We start from the raw sequence: 21,241 nt of genomic DNA, 5'->3' as shown, positions 1-21,241 counted from the left end.
TTTCTTGTTCGTATGCTTTGACTACTTTTTCTCGAAAGTCGATGGAGTAAGGTTTCATTCTACCTGTTCATGCACTGACCTCAATGTACTCTATATACCTGCAATCTGCTGTAATTGTCGCAATCGCGATTGCTCGTAAGTTTTCGCCTTTGCCAAATTCTTCTCTAACTTTTTGAGGTCAGCCTTTTTCCGCTCCTGGCTTTCGACCACAAACTAGCGCTGCTGGACACTGCCGTAGTCGCAGCACATACTGGCAATCCGGTACCCTTCCAGTTCCGTGGACTGGAAGGCAGACTCTGACAACTGGTTGACTAAATCGGATGCACAGTTGAGCGTTAACGGCACACGAGTCAGCCACCGTAACCCTGACAACTGGTGCAGATTGTCTTCACTGTAGAGGGCAGAATCAGCCACATACAACCCCTCAAAGTTGCACTGGGACCTAAATGCCTGCATCAACCCAACAAAGTGGGTTTTATCAGACTGATTGCCATCGACTAACTCAACAAAGGCAGGGATATCTCCATCGCTCCAACACACCAGATTCATCACAAACTGTTTCAGGTCGGGTCGGCGGTCTCGGGAGTAGCCATAGGTGATGTGAACAGGAATTGGTGAAATCCCTTCTACAACCCGTGGCTGTGGCAAATACTCCCCTTCTACCGAAAGTGAAGTTGAATCGAAATGGGCACTGCTGTGTTTGATCCCAAACTTGCGAACGGCTACCAAGCAAATGGTCACAAACAATTGGCTTAATCCAGCTAAATACAGCGCGTCGAGGACTCGTCCTAATCGGTCGTCATTGAGATGCTTTGGTAGGACTCCTTCTCCCAACAGATGTTCCGTCGCTTTCCCCACAAAAAATTTTTCAAACAAGTACAACGGCGCAGAAACCAGCCCTAATCCATTCAAAATCATGGCTTTCACTACCAAGCCTGGACTAATCTGCTCTCGTGCATCTTCACCTAGGTGTTGATTCACCTGCTCAACAATCTCCAACTCGTCTACCAATCCGGCAACGATGCCCAAATGGTCCAGGTTCTGGACAATCAACTCGCTGTTAATCCTGCACCCCCTTTGCTACAGCCTTGAGAAAATTATGCGGCTAAATTCTCAATGTGACACTTCAAAGGGCGGAATGTGGGTTGTATCCACCCCGCTTGAGCATTTCTGTAAAAAGCAAATTAAAAATCCCGATTTCAAGGATGTTGTTAACTTGCTGTCCTAAACCTCTAATGAGACGTGCCTGGTTATAGTAGCTAATGAGCCGGTCTTTTGATATATATTCTTCGCCTGAAATTTTAGATTTGTTTATGCTCGTCATAAAAATATCTCCTTGGTTGGTTAAAAAATTAGTATTATTAACTTTATCTATACTAGTAGAAACTTAACTTTAAGCTATTGAAGACTAAAAAGCTCTACAAGTTTCTATTTTTTTAATAAAGCTCTAAAAGCTAGCTTTCCTACTCATCGGAGTATAATTCCCCAAAAATTCAGAAAAAAATAGAAATATGTTCTATTTTCTTAACTTAATTAATAGTTTTTTTACGGCTTGAGCAGAAATATTCCAATTAAGTCTATCTTGATACTCGTTGAATGATGAGACAGCTAAGCGTTCATAGTCAATATAATTTTCTAGTTTGGATACAATATAGTTACAATAATCAGCAATATTAGCATCTACTTCAAAACTTTTCCCGTTGAAATCATTTTTAATGATAGTTGGTATACCACCAGTATTTGTGGTTAAACAAGGTACCCCAAACGAATTTGCTTCAATTAAAACGTGGGGAGAGCAGTCTGCTAAAGTAGGCAAAATTAGAAAGTGGGATTCAGCCATTAGTCTATTGAATTCATTTAAACCCTCACTCGTTGATTTATCAATAAATCCTTTAATGCTAACAAAACTGAGTTCAGACTCATTAATCTTCGGCTGGCATCCAACTACTTGAAGTTGAGTTTTTAGACCCATTCGATTTAGTTCTTTAGCAACTTCTAAAGCAACATTTCCTCCTTTTCTAAGCCACTCCACACCAATAAATAATAATTTGCAACGAGTTGTACTTCTTGCTTTTATAGCATTGTCGATATCATCAATTGTTCTATTACATGTTACATTAGCTCCCCAAGGAACTACTTTTACTTTAGAAGGATTTATTCCATAGATATCAATGGCTGTTTGAGCAGCCCATTCTGACGCGAGAATTACTAACTCGCATTTATTCAATGCAGATTGTTCCATTAAATATATATTTTCTTTGGTTTCCTTACACAAGTTGCTCAAATAAGGATAAAAATTAATCAAACCTGCCAGTGTTGAATCTGTCCACAGAACGACTGGTTGCTTACATTCCAGATAAGCAATCGGCACTGCATTTTCCGGACAAAGCACTATGTCTGAGTTAAATTTAGATAGTTTTTCAGATATCTGATATGCATAATCCTTAAGCACTAATGGCTCTGCCCAGCGGTAGTAATCTTTTTTAAAAAAGTTTCGATATAAACTCCACTTAGCTTTAGTAATTACCGATTTTTTCTTATTTAAAGGTCCAAAGTATTCCAGGTCAATAGATTGATTTTTTAAAGCTTTTGCTATGCTGGCTCCAGCACCACACAGTCCTAATTGAGACTTAGTCCAAGTCAAGCTATTAAAGACATCATAAGTTGTAGCATAAGCGAGCTTCATAACGAGTAATTATACTTAATTAATTAAGTCCATAAACAGCTTTTGTGCTGACTGGGCGGTTGCTGACCAATTTAAACGAGTTTGATACTCATTAAATGAAGATAAAGCTAACTTTTTATAAGCTCCATAATTTCTAAACAAAGTATAAATATAGGTGCAATATTCTTGAATACTGCCGGTTATTGAAAAAAGTTTTCCATTTACATCATCTTTGATTACTGTTGGTATGCCGCCTACATTGGTAGATATACAAGGCACTCCATAGGAGTTTGCCTCGCAGAAGACGTTGCCATAAGCTTCTGCTTGTGAAGGCACAATTAATAGATGAGATTCAGCTATCAACTTACTAATTTTATTTAATCCCGCCGCTGTTGATTTACTAATAAAGCCAAGATTAACAACAAAATCAGGAGCAGAACTATCTTTAAAAGGCTGGCATCCAACTATTGTTAATTCAACATTCAACCCGCTTTTATTCAATTTGCTAGCTACTTCTAAAGCTATGTTCCCACCTTTTCTAAACCAATCCACGCCTAAAAACAGGAGCTTGCATTTATCCAAGGGTCGAGATTCAATAATCTCCTTGATATCGTCTAAGGTTCTATCACACTCAACATTTGCTCCTGACGGAATCACTTTGACTTTAGAAGAGTCAACTTGATAAGTATTAATTACAGTCTGAGCAGCCCAGTCGGAGGAGAATATAGCTAAACTGCATTTATCTAAAGTAAGTTTATCCATAGTAGTTAATTGCTGGGTGGTTTCGCTACACAGGTTACTAAACTCACTATAAAAGTTCATCAATCCAGCGTAAGAAGCATCTGTCCAAACTACAGTGGGTTGCTTACAGTCAAGATAAGAAATTAAATTGATGTCTGGACATAAAACGATTTCGGGATTAGCTCGGAGAATTTTTTGGGCAATTTGGCATGCATAGCCTTGATTAACAACGGGTTCTGCCCAAGGAAAATATATTTGTTTAGATAGATGCTTATGCCAGCGATTCTTTGCCTTAGATAATAATTTTAAAGAGGGGGAGTACATCTCCTCAAGAGGACCAATATACTCTATCGTTCCCAATTGTCTTTCCAGAGCTTTCGCTTTGTAGTAATTAGTGCCACAGTGCCCAATTAAGTTGCGAGGCCAAGTACGGTTATTAAAAATATCATAGTGAGTAGCGTATGCTATCTTCATTGACTTTGTTCAAAATTTACCTTTACGTTAATAAAACCTTTGACTGGCAATTTTTTATATATTACTAAAAAAGGGCTATAAAGTTGCCCTAATTGGGACTGAAATTCACAAGCTTGCACAATATTATTGGGTAGAGAATTTTTATTTTTTAGGTAGTAAATTAATACCTTTAAGCTATTGCGTAATGTAAAAAATGGTATCAAAAAAGGTAGGAAGGGACGCTGCCATCGATAAAACCGAGTGACTCGCGTGAGATGATTGGAAAGGCCATATCCATGAGCCAGTCTGAGTAGATAGGCTTGTTCTAATCGATATGGGGGAATATGATGCCAAATCTCCATTTTGGGATTGTGCCAAACTTCCCACTTACTATTTTGAATATAGAACATTATTTCGGCATCTTCTCCGGCAGCCATTGTTTTCTCGTCTCTGCCAGGTATTAGGAGTTTTTCTGGAGGAGGAACGGCGTCTTGCCATGCCTGCTTCCGGATGACTGAACCGGGTGCAGCAGGAATTCGGCGCGGTTTATCGGAACGCTTGTAGTGAAAAGGCGTTGCACCTCGGTTATAGATAGTAAGATACCCTTTTATTTGCTCAAAGTAGGGGGGTGGTAGTTCATCGAGTTTGGCATGAATAATGCCACCATAGGCTCCCACTTGAGGGCGATCGCTACCAAAGCGATAAGCTTCGGCTATCCAGTTATCTGCTGGTAGATTATCATCATCCAAAAATCCAATCAAGTCGCTGCTTCTAGCTTCCTGTACGGCTCGATATCGCGCATAGGCAGCGCCTTGTTTGGCTTCAAAAATATACCTCAACTGGCTATCTTGACGCCAATTGGTTGCATAGCGAGCAACGACAGCAGCAGTATCGTCATTGCTGTTGTTGTCAACAACTAGCACTTCCCAGTCAATATCCTCTGTACCAACTTGATGAAGCAGTTGATCTAGAACTTCGGGCAGACGTTCTGCACCGTTATATGTGCAAATGGCTACAGTAAAGTCCACGGATATGTTCTTGGCGTTGTCGCATCAATTTTGGCTGTTGTATTGCTTTCAGACTAACAGTAGAGACGTTTAGAGGCAACGTCTCTACTGATGATTGTTAAATGATTTGAGCTTCAAGGAGGCTGAGGGACTGTTTTTTGCTGAAAGTCAGCGTATTGTCCACACAATCAACCAAGATGGTGTCGCCACTCACGAAGGTATTTTCTAGCAGCGCTGTGGCGAGGGTATTTTGCAATTCACGCTGAATGGCGCGTTTGAGAGGACGGGCACCATAGATCGGATCGTAGCCAACTTCCGCCAAGTGGTCTTGGGCAGATGCCGAGAGTTCGATGGTGATTTTTTGATCGGCTAGCAGCTTCTCAATCTGTTTGATTTGAATACTAACAATCTGGCGCAGTTCCGAACGTTCCAGCCGGTGGAAGAGAATAATGTCGTCCACGCGATTGAGGAATTCGGGGCGGAAATGCGATCGCAAAGCATCCGTTACTTTCTTCTGCATCAATTCGTACTGGTCCTCGTTCCCCCCCAGATCGAGAATATGCTCGCTGCCGATGTTACTTGTCATCACAATCACCGTATTCCGGAAATCTACCGTCCTGCCTTGGGAATCGGTAATTCTTCCATCATCCAGCACTTGCAGCAAGATGTTGAACACATCGCGGTGGGCTTTTTCCACTTCATCCAGCAGCACGACCGAATAGGGGCGACGGCGAATTGCCTCAGACAGTTGACCGCCTTCTTCGTAACCGACGTACCCTGGAGGGGCACCTACGAGGCGAGAGACAGCGTGTTTTTCCATGTACTCGGACATATCAATCCGTACCAGGGCCTCCTCGCTGTCAAACAGGAACTGAGCTAAGGCACGGGCTAGCTCGGTTTTGCCCACCCCTGTTGGCCCCATGAACAGGAAAGAACCGATCGGGCGACTAGGATCTTTCATCCCTGCGCGGGTGCGACGGATAGCAGCAGAAACGGCGGCAACGGCTTCTTGCTGACCGATCACCCGTTCGTGGAGATGAGATTCAAGCTGGAGTAGCTTTTGCCGTTCCGACTCTAGCAGGCGGTTGACTGGGATACCCGTCCATTTAGCGACAATTTCGGCAATGTCGTCTTCGCGTACCTCTTCTCGCAGCAAAGCAGCACCACGAGATTGCAGTTCCAACAGTTGGGCTTCTTTGGCTTCCCGGTCGCGTCCTAAAACCTCCAACCGTCCATACTTCAGCTGAGCAGCTTTGTTAAGGTCGTAGGCGCGTTCTGCCTGTTCTATTTGCACCCGGAGTTTATCTTCTTCCTCCTTCACTGCGTTAATGTCTTCTAAGAGCTGTTTTTCTGATTGCCACTGGGAACTGAGTTGAACTTGTTTTTCGCTCAGGGAGGCAATCTCTTGTTCAATACGCTCTAAACGCTCTTGAGAAGAACGGAAGGCACCCACAACGGTTGTTAAACCCGTCCGTTGACCTTCTCCTTGCAGGGAGAGCTTTTCCATCTCTAGCTGCATCACCCGTCGGTCAATTGCCTCTAGTTCTACCGGCTTGGACGTAATCTCCATTTTCAGCTTGGCAGCAGCTTCATCGACCAAGTCAATTGCTTTATCTGGCAAAAACCGCTCGGTGATGTAGCGATCGCTCAAGCTGGCGGCGGCAACTAAGGCAGAATCGGTAATCTTCACGCCGTGGTGGACTTCGTAACGTTCTTTCAGCCCCCGCAGAATCGAAACCGTGTCTTCTACGCTGGGCTGATTAACATAGACTTGTTGAAACCGGCGTTCGAGTGCCGCATCTTTTTCAATGTGCTTGCGGTACTCGTCTAGGGTCGTCGCCCCAATGCAACGCAGTTCTCCCCGCGCCAGCATCGGTTTGAGCAAGTTACTCGCATCCATTGCCCCTTGAGTGGCACCAGCACCAACCACCGTGTGCATCTCATCAATAAAGAGGACAATCTGACCGACTGAATCGATGACTTCTTTTAGCACCGATCTGAGGCGGTCTTCAAATTCTCCCCGATATTTGGCTCCCGCAATCAGACTCCCCATATCCAGGGCAATTAGGCGGCGGTTCTTCAAAGATTCAGGTACATCGCCGTTGATGATGCGCTGGGCTAACCCTTCTGCGATCGCTGTCTTACCTACTCCTGGTTCCCCAATCAAAACGGGGTTGTTCTTACTCCGGCGAGATAGCACCTGCACCACGCGGCGAATTTCCTCATCTCGCCCAATTACGGGGTCTAACTTACCGGATTTGGCTGTTTCTGTCAGGTCGCGCCCGTACTTTTCCAAGGCTTCATAGCGAGCCTCTGGATTTTGGTCTTTTACTTTCTGCGTACCCCGAACCTCTTTGATCGTTGCTTCTAGCTTTTGCCGATCGAAGTTGAAGCTTTTGAGCAACCGGCGTCCGATGCGGTCATCTTCGACGAAGCCGACTAATAGATGTTCTACCGAGATGAATTCGTCCTGCAAGGTAGTTCGTGAGGCTTCAGCTCGGTCTAACATGACATCTAAGCCCCTCCCCAGGTACAACTGGTCAACGACAGCGACTTTGGGCTGGCGTTGGGTGAAGGCTTCGAGTTGCGACTTTAACGCCTGGATGTCCACATTGACTCGACTCAAAATCCGATTTGTCAGCCCTTCTTCTTCTTCCAGAAGCGCGATCGTTAAATGCTCTACCTCTAGCTGCTGATTTTTGAATCGACGCGCCACATCTTGAGATTTGATGATGGCTTCCCAGGCTTTCTCAGTAAACTTGGCAGGGTCAGTAGGCTGCATTTTATAAAACGAATCTCAGTCGAATACCGTGTCTCACACGTCAGTATAACAATCTGGAGTCAATGGCTCATTGCTAGATTGCGAATAAAAAAAAATTCCCTCCCTGGTGTGAGGGAAGGAATGGAGGGTGGGACGAAAGTCCACCTTGCGACTCAACAAGGGCGGAGAAACTCCACCCCAATCGCACTTAACTGACTGCTTCTGCCTCAACTGGCTCTGGCTTCGGTTCGCGCACTTCCTGCTTGATGGTGAGGTAGCGGATGACTTCTTCCGACAGACGCATTGCCCGTTCCATCGGCGCTATCTGGCTGCCATTGCATTTGTAGTTCATTTGAACATAAATGCCTTCCCGATGCTTGCCGATATCTTGAGCTAGACGCCGCCGACCCCGATGCTGGATTTCGATGTCGTGTGCCCCATTGTCGCTCAAGATACCTTGATACTTGGCGATCGCCAAGTTTACTTGTTCCTCGGTCAAATCGGGACGGAGGATGTACATAGTTTCGTAAACGATCTGCATTACTGTTAATCTCCTTATGGACAAGACGGCTTCTTCTAGCACTGGGACTAGGAAGTTTGGGATTGGGAATGGAAGTCGCACCTTGAAAATCTCAACTCGCTAGCCTATAGCGTCTAAAGATGAAGAAGCAAGGAATTAAAATCTTACTACCAGTCCATCAATTGTACAAAGTTACCAGGGTAAATTCACCTCAACGTCCAGACCATACATCAGCATAATCAAATAGCAGTCAACATTATGGCGCAGCGCTACGTCCGAGTCCGAACCGCAAAAGGACAGACTTACTACGGTTTATTGCAACTAAGCCGAGGCGTTCAGGTGCTTGATGCGCCTCCCTGGTTACACGGGCAGCCTACGGATTTGCAGTTAGAACCCGATACTTATCAAATTCTGGCTCCTTGTGCCCCGTCTAAAATTATCGCGGTGGGCAAAAATTATGCCAGCCACGCCGCTGAAATGGGGACGGATGTGCCAAAACAACCGTTACTATTTCTCAAGCCGCCAACGTCTGTAACCGCAGCGGGGACAGAAATTCACTACCCCCCGCAGTCGCAGCGAGTGGACTACGAGGGCGAATTAGCTTTAATCATTGGCGATCGCGTTTATTGCTGTACGCCAGAAGAGGCACAAACTAAAATTTGGGGTTACACCATTGCCAATGATGTTACCGCCCGCGATTTACAAAAGCAGGATCTTCAATGGACGCGGGCAAAAGGATTTGATACTTTTTGTCCTTTGGGACCGTGGATCGTCCGTGAGTTGAGTCCGGCTGCCCGCTTGCAAACTTTTCTGAACGACGATCCCCAGCCGGTGCAGTCAGCACTGATTAATCAGATGGTATTTGCGCCCGATTTTCTAGTGTCTTACATCTCTCAGGTGATGACGCTGTTACCGGGAGACGTGGTGCTGACTGGAACGCCCCAAGGGATTGGTCCGATGAAAGTGGGCGATCGCGTTCGCATCGAAATTGAAGGCATCGGTCACATGGAAAACACGATTGTGTCACGTCCCACACCAGCCGCGCCCTAACGAAGATTCTGCCTGCGGCAAGAAACTAGGGAACTTGGCTGTAAACTGCCTCTGAAATCCCAGGAATTTCTGCGTAACGTCCTATCACAGACTGAACAACTGAATAGGCGCAGGCAGCAAGCGTTCCTAGAAAAACAACATTAAACAGCGTTTGTCCTACCAGGCCAGTTCCTAGCGCTGGAGTCAAAATCTGCAATGCCATAGTACACAAAAATAGAGCAATGTCTATTAGGAGTGCCTGCATGGTGTTGAAACGAATGAAATGGCTAATCTTTTCGTTTCTAACTACGCCTAAGAACAAGACAAAGAAAATGATTAAACTGGCAAACGGTATACTGTAAATTGCTAGCAACGGTTGTAGCGGCAATAAAATCAGTGCTAAGACAGGAAACTGTCTAAACAGGTACGCCCCAAAAGGAAGCACAGAAAGCAAAGGGAGTAAATAAGGAAGGCAAGCGAAAACCCGGTCTTTCGCTGTTGCTGAACCACGCCAAGTCATCGTGCGTTCTCCTGAAATAATATATTTATCGCCAGTTATTACTAAGTTCAGGATAACGCAGATGCGATGTCAACCAGGACACCCCTAGGTCAGACGTGCCTCATCAAAGACAAGGAGCCTATAGCGTAGGCGCACTCTTGTTTGTCAGAGAAAGTAGCGATCGCCATTAAACCCCAAATCGCAAATAGCACCTCAGCAGGCTTTAAACTTCAGCAAATAAACTTGAGCAAAACGAGATTACTCAATATTGGCAATCCGGAAGCCCATAAGACACTCGTATTGATCGGGTTGATTTTCGGTAAGCTTGTGAATCGCTTGAGCGCAGCGGAGCTGCCCCTGACGCCAGCGGGGTTGACCACTTTGATCGGCAAGTAAACAGGTCTGACAAACTTGTTTGGGGGAGAGTATCTGCTCATCCGTAAGAATGACTAACATTTAATACCTCCACGAGAGCTTTAATTCGCCCGCATCCATTCTAGGTCAGGTTTTCGGCGAAATATGGTAAATTAACATACAGCTTAATGTCCTCTCCTAAAAGTAGGAGTGAGGATGGTTACTAAAGCGACGCTTTGTGCGTGTGGGAAGAGAGGAGGGCAGAAAATAAATTTGGCACCTAACTTTGGGAGCTGAACAGTATGGGCGTCTAATCCCTCTAAAGTCTCGCAGTTTGCGATCGCATCGGTTGCCAAGTGGGTAAGGTTAACATCATGGGCAACTTTTTCTAAACCCCAATTTATCCGGGGTTGGCGATCAAATGTCAAGCAAATTTTTCCAGATCCTCTAGCCCCTTATGAATGGGCGAGAGAAATACAGCAAAATTGCATACTGCGCCAGGTTAGCTAGTTTGGATGAAAGGTTGCCAAAAATTGTTCGCTTCAAGTGTTAACAGAAAAGTTGGGTAGAGACACGACTCCAACAGCGTTAAGATTGAAGACTCCCGAAAATACTGACCTGGGCTAGTAGCGCGGACATGGCGTTGACCGAAAGCGCACCCGAATCAAAGTTTGAAAGGAAGACTGACACTATTTCTAGGGGTTCACTTTGTGAGTAAAACAAACTTAGACTTTCTAGCCGAAACCGATCCTACCGTTGCCAGCTTTGTCCACGAAGAACTCCAGCGCCAACGCGCCCACTTGGAGCTAATTGCCAGTGAAAACTTTACCTCCGCAGCAGTGCTGGCAGCACAAGGCTCGGTATTAACAAATAAGTATGCCGAAGGTTTGCCGGGGAAACGCTATTACGGCGGCTGTGACTTTATCGACAAAATTGAGCAATTGGCGATTGACCGCGCCAAACAGCTATTTGGAGCGGCTCACGCGAACGTGCAACCGCATTCGGGGGCGCAGGCGAATTTTGCTGTTTTCCTGACCCTGTTGCAGCCAGGAGACACGATTATGGGGATGGATTTGTCCCACGGGGGGCATTTAACCCACGGTTCGCCAGTAAATGTGTCGGGGAAGTGGTTTAAGGTTTGCCACTATGGAGTCAGTCAGGAAACAGAACAGCTAGACTACGATCAGATCCGGGATTTGGCGCTACAACACCGTCCAAAGTTAATCATTTGCGGCTATTCAGCTTATCCGCGCATCATTAACTTTGAGAAATTCCGCGCGATCGCTGATGAAGTCGGAGCTTATCTATTAGCGGATATCGCCCATATTGCGGGTTTAGTTGCCACAGGTCATCACCCCAATCCTCTACCCCACTGCCACGTCGTCACCACCACCACCCACAAGACCCTGCGCGGTCCTAGAGGCGGCTTAATTATGACCAGCGACCCAGAACTCGGCAAGCAACTAGACAAAGCCGTGTTCCCCGGTACTCAAGGGGGTCCCTTAGAACACGTCATTGCCGCTAAGGCGGTGGCATTTGGGGAAGCACTGCAACCCGCGTTTAAAACTTATTCGGCGCAAGTAATTGAAAATGCTCGTGCGTTGGCAACTCAGTTGCAAAAACGCGGCTTCAAGATTGTTTCTGACGGGACTGACAATCACTTGATGCTAGTAGACTTGCGTTCTATCAGCATGACTGGCAAGCGAGCCGATCAGCTAGTGAGCGGAGTGAACATTACCGCGAATAAAAATACCGTACCCTTCGATCCAGAGTCGCCATTCGTAACCAGTGGCTTGCGGCTGGGTTCGCCAGCGATGACGACGCGCGGGATGTCTACTGGTGAATTTACAGAAATCGGGGATATTATTGCCGAACGGCTCCTGAATCCAGAAGAGGAAGCAGTGGCGGCGGAATGTCGGCGGCGAGTGGCAGCATTATGCGATCGCTTCCCCCTGTACCCCCACCTGACAATTCCCGTACCAGCCTTGGCATAAAAATCGTAGGGGCGGCTATGCCCCTACTCCCCATTCCCCCGCTTAATTCCCCATCCCCCTCTGCCTCTTCCCGTCTGAAATGTAGTAGACTCTGCCTGACGATTGTTTTGAAGGATGAAAGATCAATAGCGATTAGCAATCAGCTAACAGCTTTTTTAATTTCTCCCTTCTGATGTCTAGTACCCTACTTAATTTCAGATGCCCCCCCAGCTGTATCACCTGGTTGCCTTTCTCGTATCTGCCTGTGTTGTCCTCTGGGCAACACCCGTTGTGAACAAAATTGGCCTCCAAAAGGGACTGGTTGATTTACCCAGTGAGCGCAAAGTCCATAAGCATCCTATCGTGCGGGTGGGAGGTGTCTCTATCTTTGCAGGCACCATTATTGCCCTACTGATTGTTTGGGGAACCGGGGGATTTGGCGCTTTGAGCGCAGAGAAATCCCTAGAAGTTTGGGGCGTTATCTTGGGTGGTCTTGGTTTTTTCCTGGTTGGCTTAGCCGATGATTTGTTTAGTTTGTCGCCTTTCTTGCGGCTGTTTCTGCAAATTATCATTGCCAGCTGGGCTTGGCACCTCGGCGTCCAAATTGACTTCCTCACCGTTCCCTTTGCTGGACTGGTCACATTGCCAGACACAATTAGCTGGCCGATTACCGTCATTTGGCTGGTCGGTCTGACTAATGCCATCAATTGGATTGATGGTCTAGACGGTCTAGCTGCTGGTGTTTCTGGCATCGCTGCCGTGGTAATGCTGATTGTGAGTTTGTTTATGAACCAACCGGCGGCAGCACTGATTGCCGCAGCGCTTGCCGGTGGCTCATTGGGATTTCTTCGATATAATTTCAACCCCGCTCAGATTTTTATGGGGGATGGGGGAGCCTATTTTATGGGCTTTACCCTTGCTGGTGTCGGCGTAATTGGCTTAGTAAAAAGCACTGCTGTCACTGCGGTATTACTGCCTTACCTGATTCTGGCTGTGCCAATTGTGGATATGTCAGCGGTGATTGTGCAACGGCTGTTGCGAGGCAATTCGCCTTTTATTGGCGATAAATTCCATCTGCATCATCGGCTGCTGCAAGCGGGTCTGCCACAACGTTTGATAGTTTTGTTTATCTACGCTTTGACGCTCTGGGTGGGAAGTTTAGCCCTAGCTTTGGCTAAAATACCAAGCGGACTTGCTTATGCGATGGGTGCAACGTTGTTGTTGGGGTATACCAGCTGGCAAGTTTGGCGAAATTCGCGTATGAGGAGTGAGGAATGAGGAAAAATACAAAATTAAAAAATAAAAAACTTTTGCATGAGTGCTGAAATTATTTGTGTTGGTACAGAACTGCTACTCGGCGATATTCTCAATAGCAACGCCCAATTTTTGGCGCAGCAACTAGCCTCTATGGGAATCCCCCACTACTATCAAACGGTGGTGGGAGATAATCCTGGACGTCTCAAGCAGGTGTTGGAAATTGCTGCTGGGAGATCCCATCTGCTGATCTTTACTGGCGGTCTGGGTCCTACTCCCGACGACTTGACCGTGGAAGCGATCGCTGATTTTTTTGGCGTTCCCTTGGTAGAACAACCGGAAATCGTCGAAGACATTACTTGCAAATACGCCATGCGGGGGCGTCAGATGACCCCCAGCAATCGGAAACAAGCGCTCATTCCCCAGGACGCCTCAATTTTACCCAATCCAGGCGGTACAGCCCCCGGCATTATCTGGCAACCCCGCACGGGTCTGACGATTCTGACTTTCCCCGGCGTCCCTTCAGAAATGAAGCGGATGTGGCAGGAAACCGCCGTCCCCTTTCTCAAGAATCAAGGCTGGGGCAAAGAAATCATCTACAGCCGGATGTTAAAGTTCTGGGGAATTGCGGAATCGGCTCTAGCTGAAAAAGTCGCGCCCTTCCTCGACCTCCCTAACCCCACCGTTGCTCCTTACGCCCTTCACGGAGAGGTGCGGCTGCGAGTCTCGGCAAGAGCGGCGTCAGAACCGGAAGCGGTAGGACTAATTGAGCCAGTGGCACAACAACTGCGGCAGATAGGAGGGCTGGATTATTACGGCACTGACACTGACACTCTTGCTTCTGTTGTCGGCTTTTTGTTGCAAGAAGCCGGGGAAACGCTTTCGGTGGCAGAATCCTGTACGGGTGGAGGATTGGGGCAGATGCTAACCAGTGTCGCCGGGAGTTCCAATTATTTTTTGGGCGGCGTCATTTCTTATGACAACTCGGTGAAAATTTCCCTTTTGGGTGTCAATCCAGAAGACTTAGCCCAGGTCGGTGCGGTGAGCGACGCGGTCGCCAAGCAAATGGCAGTAGGTGTAAAAACACGTCTCTCAACCACTTGGGGACTCAGTATCACAGGGATTGCTGGGCCAGGAGGTGGTACGGAAACCAAGCCGGTGGGATTAGTCTATATTGGTCTAGCGGGGCCGGATGACACGGTAGAAAGTTTTAAGCACCAGCTGGGTCAAAATCGAGAGCGAGACTCGATTCGGTACGCCAGCGCTTCAATTGCCCTTGACCAACTGCGGCGCACAATGTTGAAGAAAAAATTAACGGCGGATGTGTCTTAAGACGGATAGACGCCGCCCGGTCACACACATCCATAGTGAGATTACTCACCTGTTTCTCCATGTGCTAGGGTTAGAATAAATCTTAACCACAATAGGATTCATAAACTCTCACGTTTGCCCTGTTGTTAAGTACTCATCCTGGTTGTATTGCAGGAGTTTTCAATTCAATGGACTATATAGAAAATGTGTTGGAAAAGCTCAAAGAATGGGCACGTAAGCTCATCGAAACGCTCCTGGGACCGGAAGCTGAGCCGGAACCAGAACTGATTCCAATTCCAGTGAATGAGAGAGCGTCGCGCCGTCGTAGTTAGTCTATTGAGTTGCTGCTGAAACCTTGGGCATAGTTACTGTTCTGGTGCTGCACGGACCAAACTTAAACCTATTGGGACTCCGAGAACCAGGGATTTATGGCTCTGTGACGTTGGATGAGATTAATCGCCTGTTAGAACAAGAAGGGCAAACGCTCGACTGTAAGGTCTTTACTTTACAGTCAAATCATGAAGGCGTCTTAGTGGATGCAATTCAGAATGCCGTTGGGCAGCACCAAGGAATTTTAATTAACGCTGGAGCATATACTCATACCAGCGTAGCGATACGGGATGCGATCGCGGCTGTTAACCTTCCGACTGTAGAAGTGCATCTGAGTAATATTTACCGACGCGAAGCTTTCCGACATCATTCTTATATCGCACCCATTGCAATTGGACAAATCAGCGGCTTTGGTGCAGAGAGTTACCGCCTGGGGTTAAACGCTCTCGTTCACCATTTGAGACAAAAAAGTGGCGGTGAATAAACTTCGTGGCGAATGATTGTCTTTGTTTGAGGAACAGATGACCGATCCGATTCGGCGTTGCTTCCCGGCGTAACAAGCGATCGCCTGAAAATGAGCTTCATTAAACGCATAGCATCTTGGCTCGGTCGTCTTAGCAGCGACCGGGTTTTTTTGGAGTTTATTCCCTCCCCGTTAGGGAGCCATTTACTGCCAAACTTCTTATGTATGGGTGTTTTGAGTGACAAGTGCTGTTGCTTGTAGCTGAATCGTTCTTAGCTTAAATTCTTAGCTCAGCTGTGCGGTACATTCAAGAATCAATCTTTGATTTTCTAAGGCGTAAGGCTGAATTTCCAACGCTTGTCGAAAAGCTTGAATAGCAGCACTGTAGTCTTCGAGTGCGATATGGCACAACCCCATCCCATGCAGCGCCCCAAAATGGAACGGGATGAGCTTAACCACCATCTGGCAGTCTTGGAGCGCCTTTTTGTACTCCCTGAGAATATAGTAAAGAACGGCTCGTCTATTCCAGGCTTCCGCGAAATTTGGTTGAGTCTCAATCAGGTCGGTGAGTAACGCCTCTGCTTTGGCAAGCTCTCCTGCCTCCAGCATTGCCTGCGATCGCCCAAGTAGTTCAAACCCTACCGCTCCCTTTTGATGAAACCAGACGCGCCACAGCTCTGCTGTAGCCTTATAGCGGACGGTTTCATCAGGATTTTTTAGGTCTTCTAGTAACGAATTGATAGAAAATTCATTCATGAATATCACTTCCAATCGGTCGCGTTGGCTTCTAATCTCTCTATCCTTATGTTTAGCAGCTATCTGTTGGATAGGGGCAACTACCGCTTTGTCAGGAGGAACGATCGTGTTTGCCGGAAAACCACCCACTAATCTCGGTGTCCAGTCAGGCCAACTAGCGCCTTGCCCTAGTACGCCCAACTGTGTCAGCAGTCAAAGCCAAAATGCCCAGAATAAAATTGAGCCTTTGACCTACAACTCTTCCCCAACGGAGGCGATCGCTAATCTCAAGACAGTTATCAACTCCCTCCCGAAAACCAAAATTATCACCGAAACGGAGAATTACCTCTACGCGGAATTCACCAGTGCGCTGATGGGGTTTGTCGATGACGTGGAATTTTATCTCGATGAAAGCGCAAAAACGATCCACGTTCGTTCAGCCTCCCGCCTAGGACAGTCGGATTTGGGGGTGAACCGTAAAAGAATAGAGACAATCAGAGCCAAACTCAACGAACTGAGAAGCTAGGTGTAAGTAATAAAACCCCTTCAATCGGTTCGCCCCCACAGAAAAGCTCCTCTTCGCCCCCTCCTCGCTTACGGGGAGGGTTGCGGGTGGGGTTCTTGTCATCCTGAAAACAGAATGGAGATGTGCGCGATGCCAACAGAAACACAAACCCCAAAAATAGTCGTCGTTGGTGCTGGTTGGGCAGGGTTGGGGGCTACCTACCACCTAGCGCGTCAAGGCTATGACGTAACCCTTCTAGAGGCTGGCCCCTATCCGGGTGGCTTGGTGGCGGGCTGGAAGACCGCAGGGGGGCGCTCTGTAGAAGCGGGGATTCATGGTTTCTGGTATCCTTACCGAAATATCTTTTCTTTGGTAAAGGAATTAGGGCTGAGTCCGTTTACGCCTTGGACTCGTTCCTCCCAGTATTCTCCAGCCGGTTTAGAAGTCGAATCTCCCATTTTCCAAGACTTACCGCGACTTCCCACTCCACTTGGAACTTTTCTCTACACGCAATTTAAGCGGTTGCCATTAAGCGATCGCCTATCAGCTTTACCGCTACTCTACGCAGTTATTGATTTTGACAATAGCGACGAAGCTTGGCGACGCTATGACTCTGTAACGGCGCGAGAACTCTTCAAAGATTTTGGGGTTTCGGCGCGGCTTTACCGCGATTCCTTTGAGCCGATGCTGCTGGTTGGTTTATTTGCCCCTGGAGAACAATGTTCCGCCGCTGCCGCGCTGGGTATGCTTTATTACTTCATTTTGGCTCACCAACCCGATTTTGATGTCGTCTGGTGTCGCGGAACGGTTGGTGAGATGATCTTTCGCCCTTGGGTGGAACGCATCGAACAAGCAGGGGGAAAATTACTCGCTAACCGACGAGCCAGTGACGTAATTGTTGATAGCAATAATCAAGCGACAGCAGTTGTCTGTGGGGATGAAGTTTTTGAGGCAGATGCGGTTATTTTTGCCGTTGGTATCAGCGGTATGAAGAAGATTATATCTGGTAGCCCCAGCTTACAAAACCGTAAAGAATTTCGAGATATTCACAACTTGGGCGCGGTTGATGTGTTGGCAACTCGCCTATGGTTTGACCGCAAAATTAATATTCCTCATCCTTCCAATGCCTGTTTTGGTTTTAATGCAACAACTGGATGGACGTTTTTCGATTTAAATGCCATACATGATGAGTACCGCGATGAGCCAGGGACAGTTATTGAAGCAGATTTTTATCACGCCAATCAGTTTCTTCCCTTAAATGATGAAGAAATCGTTTCGCTTGTACAACAAGATTTAGCAACTTGTATCCCGGCTTTTCGAGATGCGAAAGTAATCGATAGTAGTGTAATCGGCTTACCACGTGCAGTGACTCACTTTTTCCCTGGTAGCTATCAGTATATGTTACCCGGAGAGACAAGTATCAAGAATGTATTTATGAGCGGTGATTGGATTGTGACTCGTCACGGTTCTTGGTCGCAAGAAAAGGCTTATGTCACTGGTTTGGAAGCGGCAAATTTGGTTATTTCTCGCTTTGGGCGTGGGAGTAAGGCTTTGATTCTACCAATAGAGGCGGATGAGCCGCATATTCAAGTTGGTCGGTCAATTAACCAAAGCATACGTAATTTCGGTAAAACATTCTTACCTAATATTTGGCTCCCTTAGAACTATTTAGCTGTGTTTTTTTCTTCAGTCCAAACACTGCACCAAAACCACTTAGCAACATCAATGCAGATGTCAAAGAGGATTCAGGAACTGGCTTTGATTGGCTAGTTACATTCACATTTGCATCGAGAGCATCCCCTGTAGAATACACATAATTAAAAGCATCTTTGTCATCGAGAACGCTGGCACGCAAGAAAAGTGCGCTCCAGCGAGCTACCGTTTCTACTGCTACATCTTGAGTTACTGTCGGAGTGTTGCTGTCTGGTCTTGCGCCTATGGGGTTGTTCGTATCTGTGATGCCATAGTGGTTAGCACCCAAAATGGTAATCAATGCTTTAGGAGGATTTTGGATCTGATTGTAGGTTTTTTGGGCGTTGACAGGAAGAGCAATACTATCAAGATTTCCCTGTAAGAGAGCAGTGGGAATTTTTGAATTGTTGATGGGAATAAACTCTTGAGTATTGAAGTTCCGTAAATTTGCACCGAAAAACGCTCCTGCTACGAGTTCATTAGGTCGGCTGAAGGAGCCTTCACATAAAATAGGAAGGCAGAGGTTGGCAATAGCAGATAGTCCGACAGCACCCCCTTGGGAATGACCGAGTAAGGCTAGTTTCTGTGTATTGATAACGCCAGCAACAGGTGAAGTAGAGTTAGAGTTTTCTTTCACCATTTGTGCTAGAACGGCGTTTAATTGTGACGTTTCGGGTAGAAGTCCCGTAAATCCGAACTCTGGCAGTGACTTCTGGGGATTGGGTACAACTACTACGAATCCGTAGCTTGCTACTGTACTAGCAAAATTTGTGTAATTTGATTTATCAACATTCGCACCTTGCAAGAGCAGCGCAATGGGAAACGAATAGTTGCCAGTTTTAAGGTTTGATGGGTTTGGAAAGTAAATATCGGCTAAGTCATTATTAGCGGAGATTGTTGTGCTGTAGCTACCTACATCGTTGAATAAAGGAGCATCGCTGAACTTTGCAGCGGCAGTTTCCGCGATACCAGCAACAATAAACACTGCACCAGCAGAAGCGATTGATAACACTTTTAGGGTAGTCACAGAACTTACTCCTTTATCAACTACGTATGCAGAATGAGAGATTATCAAATAATCTTACTGATAATATTGCTGACAGCAACGTTCTTTAGATACAGAATGCGACGCCCAAGAAAGCAGCCGCTTCGCTTCACGCATCCACACTGCCTACTCAACTTGATATCTTGGTAGAAAACGCGGGGTTAAGTCCTATGGTGACGACAACGAAAACCACTCAAGGGCGGGGTGTACTTAGAAACATTAGTTGGCAGACTTTTGAAACAATACTTGCAGAGATGGGGGAAGATCGTAACACTCGGCTGGCTTACGATCGCGGAACGCTGGAAATTATGACTCCTCTGATGCCTCATGAGCATAACAATAGACTGCTGGAACACTTGGTTTTCGCTTTAGCTGAGGAACTGAACCTCAACCTCAGAAGTGCTGGATCTCTCACTTGTAAGCGTCCAGACCTTCAGCGGGGTGTTGAACCGGATTCTTGCTTTTATATTCAAAATGAACCGCTAATCAGACAGAAAAGGGATATTGACTTAACAATTGACCCACCTCCTGACTTAGCAGTGGAGGTGGACTATACCAGCGCTTCGGTTGACAGACTTTCAATTTATCTGGCTTTAGGTGTTCCGGAAGTTTGGCGTTATGACGAACCAGTGATGCAAATTTATAAATTGCGAGATGGAGTGTATGTTCCTGGCGCAGGTTCTCCTACTTTTGCAAATTTACCCTTAACAACAGAAATTCCAGGGTTTTTGGAAGAAAGCCTAAGAATTGGGGAAATCCCCATGATTCGGTCTTTTCGCGCTTGGGTAAGACAGCAAATAGAGCATCGTGACGACAATTGTTGAGGAGAATTGAGGACGCGATCGCTCGAAAGATTTATTATATTCAAAGTTTAATTATCCGGAGCTAATGTCTTATGCCTAACGTTGAGGAAGACGAAATCCGAGAGAATCGCATTGCCATGGAAATAATCGTCGATGCCTATGACGAAGAAGAACAGGCGATGGGATGGTACTACTACCTTAACGATAATCTCAACTTCCCCTTTAAAGCTAAGTGGGTGAGAAAGGGAGGCAAATCATCCTCAACTGAAGGCAAAGAAGTTGAGGTAGTGGAAATGTCATCAGAAGATGAATGCTTGCACGATATGTTTGTGGAAGTGCTTTACAAAGATGCTACAGGTGAAGATACGTTCTCGGCTCGTTTATCAGAAATAGAACCGATTGATGCTGATAGCGAAACCTTGGAAGCAATCGCAGACTGGCACTATTGGCTTGACAGAGGATACGAGTTTTAAAGGAGTCGTTTTAATGGCAGTTTATCAAGTCCGGCTGGTAAATCCAGCGATCGCGCTTGACCGTACCATCTCCGTGCCAGACGATCAGTATATTCTAGATATGGCTGAAGATGCGGGCATTCGATTACCTTCTGGGTGTAAGCAAGGAGAATGTTCGGCTTGTATCGCCAAGTTGGTGAGTGGTGAAGTAGACCAAAGCGAACAAAAGTTTCTACGTCCAAAAGAACTAGAGGCTGGGTACACTGTTACCTGTGTGGCTTATCCGCTGTCGGATTGCACTTTAGAAACCCACCAAGAACAAGTGTTATATAAATCAGCTCTTTACTTTCAGCCAGATACTGCTAAATCTGAATAATTTTTGTGCGAATGCTTGCAGTATTTCGGGACTAGCAATTAGTCAGTTTTAACTAAAGATACAGATGGTTTTGTTGCCATGTTGTTAAGTGACAATTTGGTTAAGCTTGCCGCTACACGAGTATTTACAGGGAAGATTGTTGAGTGCGATCGCGCTGACGTAAGTAGCTAGGATGATTTAAACCTAAAACGCTCTAACGTATATCCCCCTTGTTCACTCCGTGATTCCATGCCGTCCATTACAGCAAGGGCTAAATCATATTCATTGTCGAAC

General features: G+C 46.3%; 23 protein-coding genes. 11 read left to right on the top strand and 12 right to left on the bottom strand.

Translation table 11 applies throughout. From position 1 onward, the window contains the following. Nucleotides 1–213: 213 nt before the first annotated feature. The 7 genes from NDI34_RS23715 to rpsF all read right to left on the bottom strand — a co-directional run bounded on the left by NDI34_RS23715 (nucleotide 214) and on the right by rpsF (nucleotide 8,168). Entirely contained in the window at nucleotides 214–1,053 is an 840-nt protein-coding gene (locus NDI34_RS23715; RefSeq protein WP_348234028.1) for an IS1634 family transposase, read from the bottom strand. Between the two features lie 73 nt (nucleotides 1,054–1,126). Continuing rightward, nucleotides 1,127–1,324 carry a hypothetical protein gene (locus NDI34_RS23710; protein ID WP_348234027.1) on the bottom strand — a complete coding sequence of 66 codons (198 nt, stop codon included), beginning with the start codon at nucleotides 1,322–1,324 and terminating at the stop codon, nucleotides 1,127–1,129. A gap of 192 nt (nucleotides 1,325–1,516) precedes the next feature. Continuing rightward, nucleotides 1,517–2,686, bottom strand: coding sequence for a glycosyltransferase family 4 protein (locus NDI34_RS23705; RefSeq protein WP_190987165.1), 1,170 nt, complete (start codon nucleotides 2,684–2,686; stop codon nucleotides 1,517–1,519). A gap of 15 nt (nucleotides 2,687–2,701) precedes the next feature. After that, nucleotides 2,702–3,880, bottom strand: a complete 1,179-nt coding sequence (locus tag NDI34_RS23700; protein WP_190987166.1) for a glycosyltransferase family 4 protein — start codon at nucleotides 3,878–3,880, stop codon at nucleotides 2,702–2,704. Next, entirely contained in the window at nucleotides 3,877–4,887 is a 1,011-nt protein-coding gene (gene hpsE / locus NDI34_RS23695; protein WP_190987167.1) for a hormogonium polysaccharide biosynthesis glycosyltransferase HpsE, read from the bottom strand. Before hpsE ends, NDI34_RS23700 begins: the two co-directional genes overlap by 4 nt. 97 nt (nucleotides 4,888–4,984) lie before the next feature. Then, entirely contained in the window at nucleotides 4,985–7,648 is a 2,664-nt protein-coding gene (gene clpB / locus NDI34_RS23690) for an ATP-dependent chaperone ClpB (protein ID WP_190427932.1), read from the bottom strand. Between the two features lie 187 nt (nucleotides 7,649–7,835). Beyond that, nucleotides 7,836–8,168 (bottom strand): 30S ribosomal protein S6, encoded by a 333-nt coding sequence (rpsF, locus tag NDI34_RS23685; RefSeq protein WP_190530303.1) that lies wholly within the window; start codon nucleotides 8,166–8,168, stop codon nucleotides 7,836–7,838. Nucleotides 8,169–8,405: 237 nt separating this feature from the next. Here rpsF and NDI34_RS23680 point away from each other — a divergent pair, with 237 nt between their 5' ends. Then, a complete protein-coding gene (locus NDI34_RS23680; RefSeq protein ID WP_348234026.1) occupies nucleotides 8,406–9,197 on the top strand; it encodes a fumarylacetoacetate hydrolase family protein in 792 nt (263 codons plus the stop codon). Nucleotides 9,198–9,222: 25 nt separating this feature from the next. On the opposite strand, the gene NDI34_RS23675 is transcribed toward NDI34_RS23680, so the two are convergent. The 3 genes from NDI34_RS23675 to NDI34_RS23665 form a co-directional block, all read right to left on the bottom strand. Continuing rightward, nucleotides 9,223–9,696, bottom strand: a complete 474-nt coding sequence (locus NDI34_RS23675; protein WP_190410634.1) for a Tic20 family protein — start codon at nucleotides 9,694–9,696, stop codon at nucleotides 9,223–9,225. Nucleotides 9,697–9,933: 237 nt separating this feature from the next. Continuing rightward, complete coding sequence (locus tag NDI34_RS23670) at nucleotides 9,934–10,131, bottom strand: hypothetical protein (protein ID WP_190410633.1); 198 nt, start codon at nucleotides 10,129–10,131, stop codon at nucleotides 9,934–9,936. Nucleotides 10,132–10,214: 83 nt separating this feature from the next. Then, the gene (locus NDI34_RS23665; protein ID WP_348234025.1) at nucleotides 10,215–10,457 is read right to left on the bottom strand and encodes a hypothetical protein; all 243 of its coding nucleotides are present in this window, start codon (nucleotides 10,455–10,457) and stop codon (nucleotides 10,215–10,217) included. Nucleotides 10,458–10,739: 282 nt separating this feature from the next. On the opposite strand from NDI34_RS23665, the gene glyA reads away from it, so the two are divergent. The 5 genes from glyA to aroQ all read left to right on the top strand — a co-directional run bounded on the left by glyA (nucleotide 10,740) and on the right by aroQ (nucleotide 15,381). Next, nucleotides 10,740–12,023, top strand: a complete 1,284-nt coding sequence (gene glyA / locus NDI34_RS23660) for a serine hydroxymethyltransferase (protein WP_190410631.1) — start codon at nucleotides 10,740–10,742, stop codon at nucleotides 12,021–12,023. Nucleotides 12,024–12,221: 198 nt separating this feature from the next. After that, a complete protein-coding gene (locus tag NDI34_RS23655; protein WP_190410630.1) occupies nucleotides 12,222–13,280 on the top strand; it encodes an MraY family glycosyltransferase in 1,059 nt (352 codons plus the stop codon). 36 nt (nucleotides 13,281–13,316) lie between these two features. Further along, nucleotides 13,317–14,588: a competence/damage-inducible protein A gene (locus NDI34_RS23650; RefSeq protein ID WP_348234024.1), complete on the top strand. Its 1,272-nt coding sequence runs from the start codon at nucleotides 13,317–13,319 to the stop codon at nucleotides 14,586–14,588. A gap of 167 nt (nucleotides 14,589–14,755) precedes the next feature. Further along, nucleotides 14,756–14,899: a hypothetical protein gene (locus tag NDI34_RS23645; protein ID WP_190530292.1), complete on the top strand. Its 144-nt coding sequence runs from the start codon at nucleotides 14,756–14,758 to the stop codon at nucleotides 14,897–14,899. Nucleotides 14,900–14,922: 23 nt separating this feature from the next. Next, complete coding sequence (gene aroQ, locus NDI34_RS23640) at nucleotides 14,923–15,381, top strand: type II 3-dehydroquinate dehydratase (RefSeq protein ID WP_190410627.1); 459 nt, start codon at nucleotides 14,923–14,925, stop codon at nucleotides 15,379–15,381. Nucleotides 15,382–15,645: 264 nt separating this feature from the next. Here aroQ and NDI34_RS23635 read toward each other — a convergent pair whose 3' ends face one another. Then, nucleotides 15,646–16,116, bottom strand: a complete 471-nt coding sequence (locus NDI34_RS23635) for a tetratricopeptide repeat protein (protein WP_348234023.1) — start codon at nucleotides 16,114–16,116, stop codon at nucleotides 15,646–15,648. Here NDI34_RS23635 and NDI34_RS23630 point away from each other — a divergent pair. Both NDI34_RS23630 and NDI34_RS23625 read left to right on the top strand, forming a co-directional pair. Then, nucleotides 16,115–16,621, top strand: coding sequence for a DUF1499 domain-containing protein (locus tag NDI34_RS23630; protein ID WP_190533493.1), 507 nt, complete (start codon nucleotides 16,115–16,117; stop codon nucleotides 16,619–16,621). The two genes, NDI34_RS23635 and NDI34_RS23630, sit on opposite strands and share 2 nt — an antisense overlap. A gap of 129 nt (nucleotides 16,622–16,750) precedes the next feature. Beyond that, the gene (locus NDI34_RS23625; protein WP_348234022.1) at nucleotides 16,751–18,262 is read left to right on the top strand and encodes an FAD-dependent oxidoreductase; all 1,512 of its coding nucleotides are present in this window, start codon (nucleotides 16,751–16,753) and stop codon (nucleotides 18,260–18,262) included. Here NDI34_RS23625 and NDI34_RS23620 read toward each other — a convergent pair. Continuing rightward, nucleotides 18,243–19,319 (bottom strand): alpha/beta hydrolase, encoded by a 1,077-nt coding sequence (locus NDI34_RS23620; protein WP_348234021.1) that lies wholly within the window; start codon nucleotides 19,317–19,319, stop codon nucleotides 18,243–18,245. The two genes, NDI34_RS23625 and NDI34_RS23620, sit on opposite strands and share 20 nt — an antisense overlap. Nucleotides 19,320–19,507: 188 nt before the next feature. Between NDI34_RS23620 and NDI34_RS23615 the strand changes: the two genes are divergently transcribed. From NDI34_RS23615 to NDI34_RS23605, 3 genes are all read left to right on the top strand, one after another. Then, on the top strand, nucleotides 19,508–20,161 hold the full coding sequence (locus NDI34_RS23615; RefSeq protein ID WP_190439243.1) for a Uma2 family endonuclease: 654 nt from the start codon (nucleotides 19,508–19,510) through the stop codon (nucleotides 20,159–20,161). Nucleotides 20,162–20,232: 71 nt separating this feature from the next. Further along, the gene (locus NDI34_RS23610; protein ID WP_190429528.1) at nucleotides 20,233–20,613 is read left to right on the top strand and encodes a calcium-binding protein; all 381 of its coding nucleotides are present in this window, start codon (nucleotides 20,233–20,235) and stop codon (nucleotides 20,611–20,613) included. A gap of 13 nt (nucleotides 20,614–20,626) precedes the next feature. Further along, nucleotides 20,627–20,968, top strand: coding sequence for a 2Fe-2S iron-sulfur cluster-binding protein (locus tag NDI34_RS23605; protein ID WP_190410620.1), 342 nt, complete (start codon nucleotides 20,627–20,629; stop codon nucleotides 20,966–20,968). The last annotated feature ends 273 nt before the right edge of the window (nucleotides 20,969–21,241 follow it).

Source organism: Trichocoleus sp. DQ-U1 (assembly GCF_039961925.1).
Classification (GTDB): Bacteria; Cyanobacteriota; Cyanobacteriia; order Cyanobacteriales; family FACHB-T130; genus FACHB-T130.
This window is presented reverse-complemented; position numbering and strand designations above follow the sequence as displayed.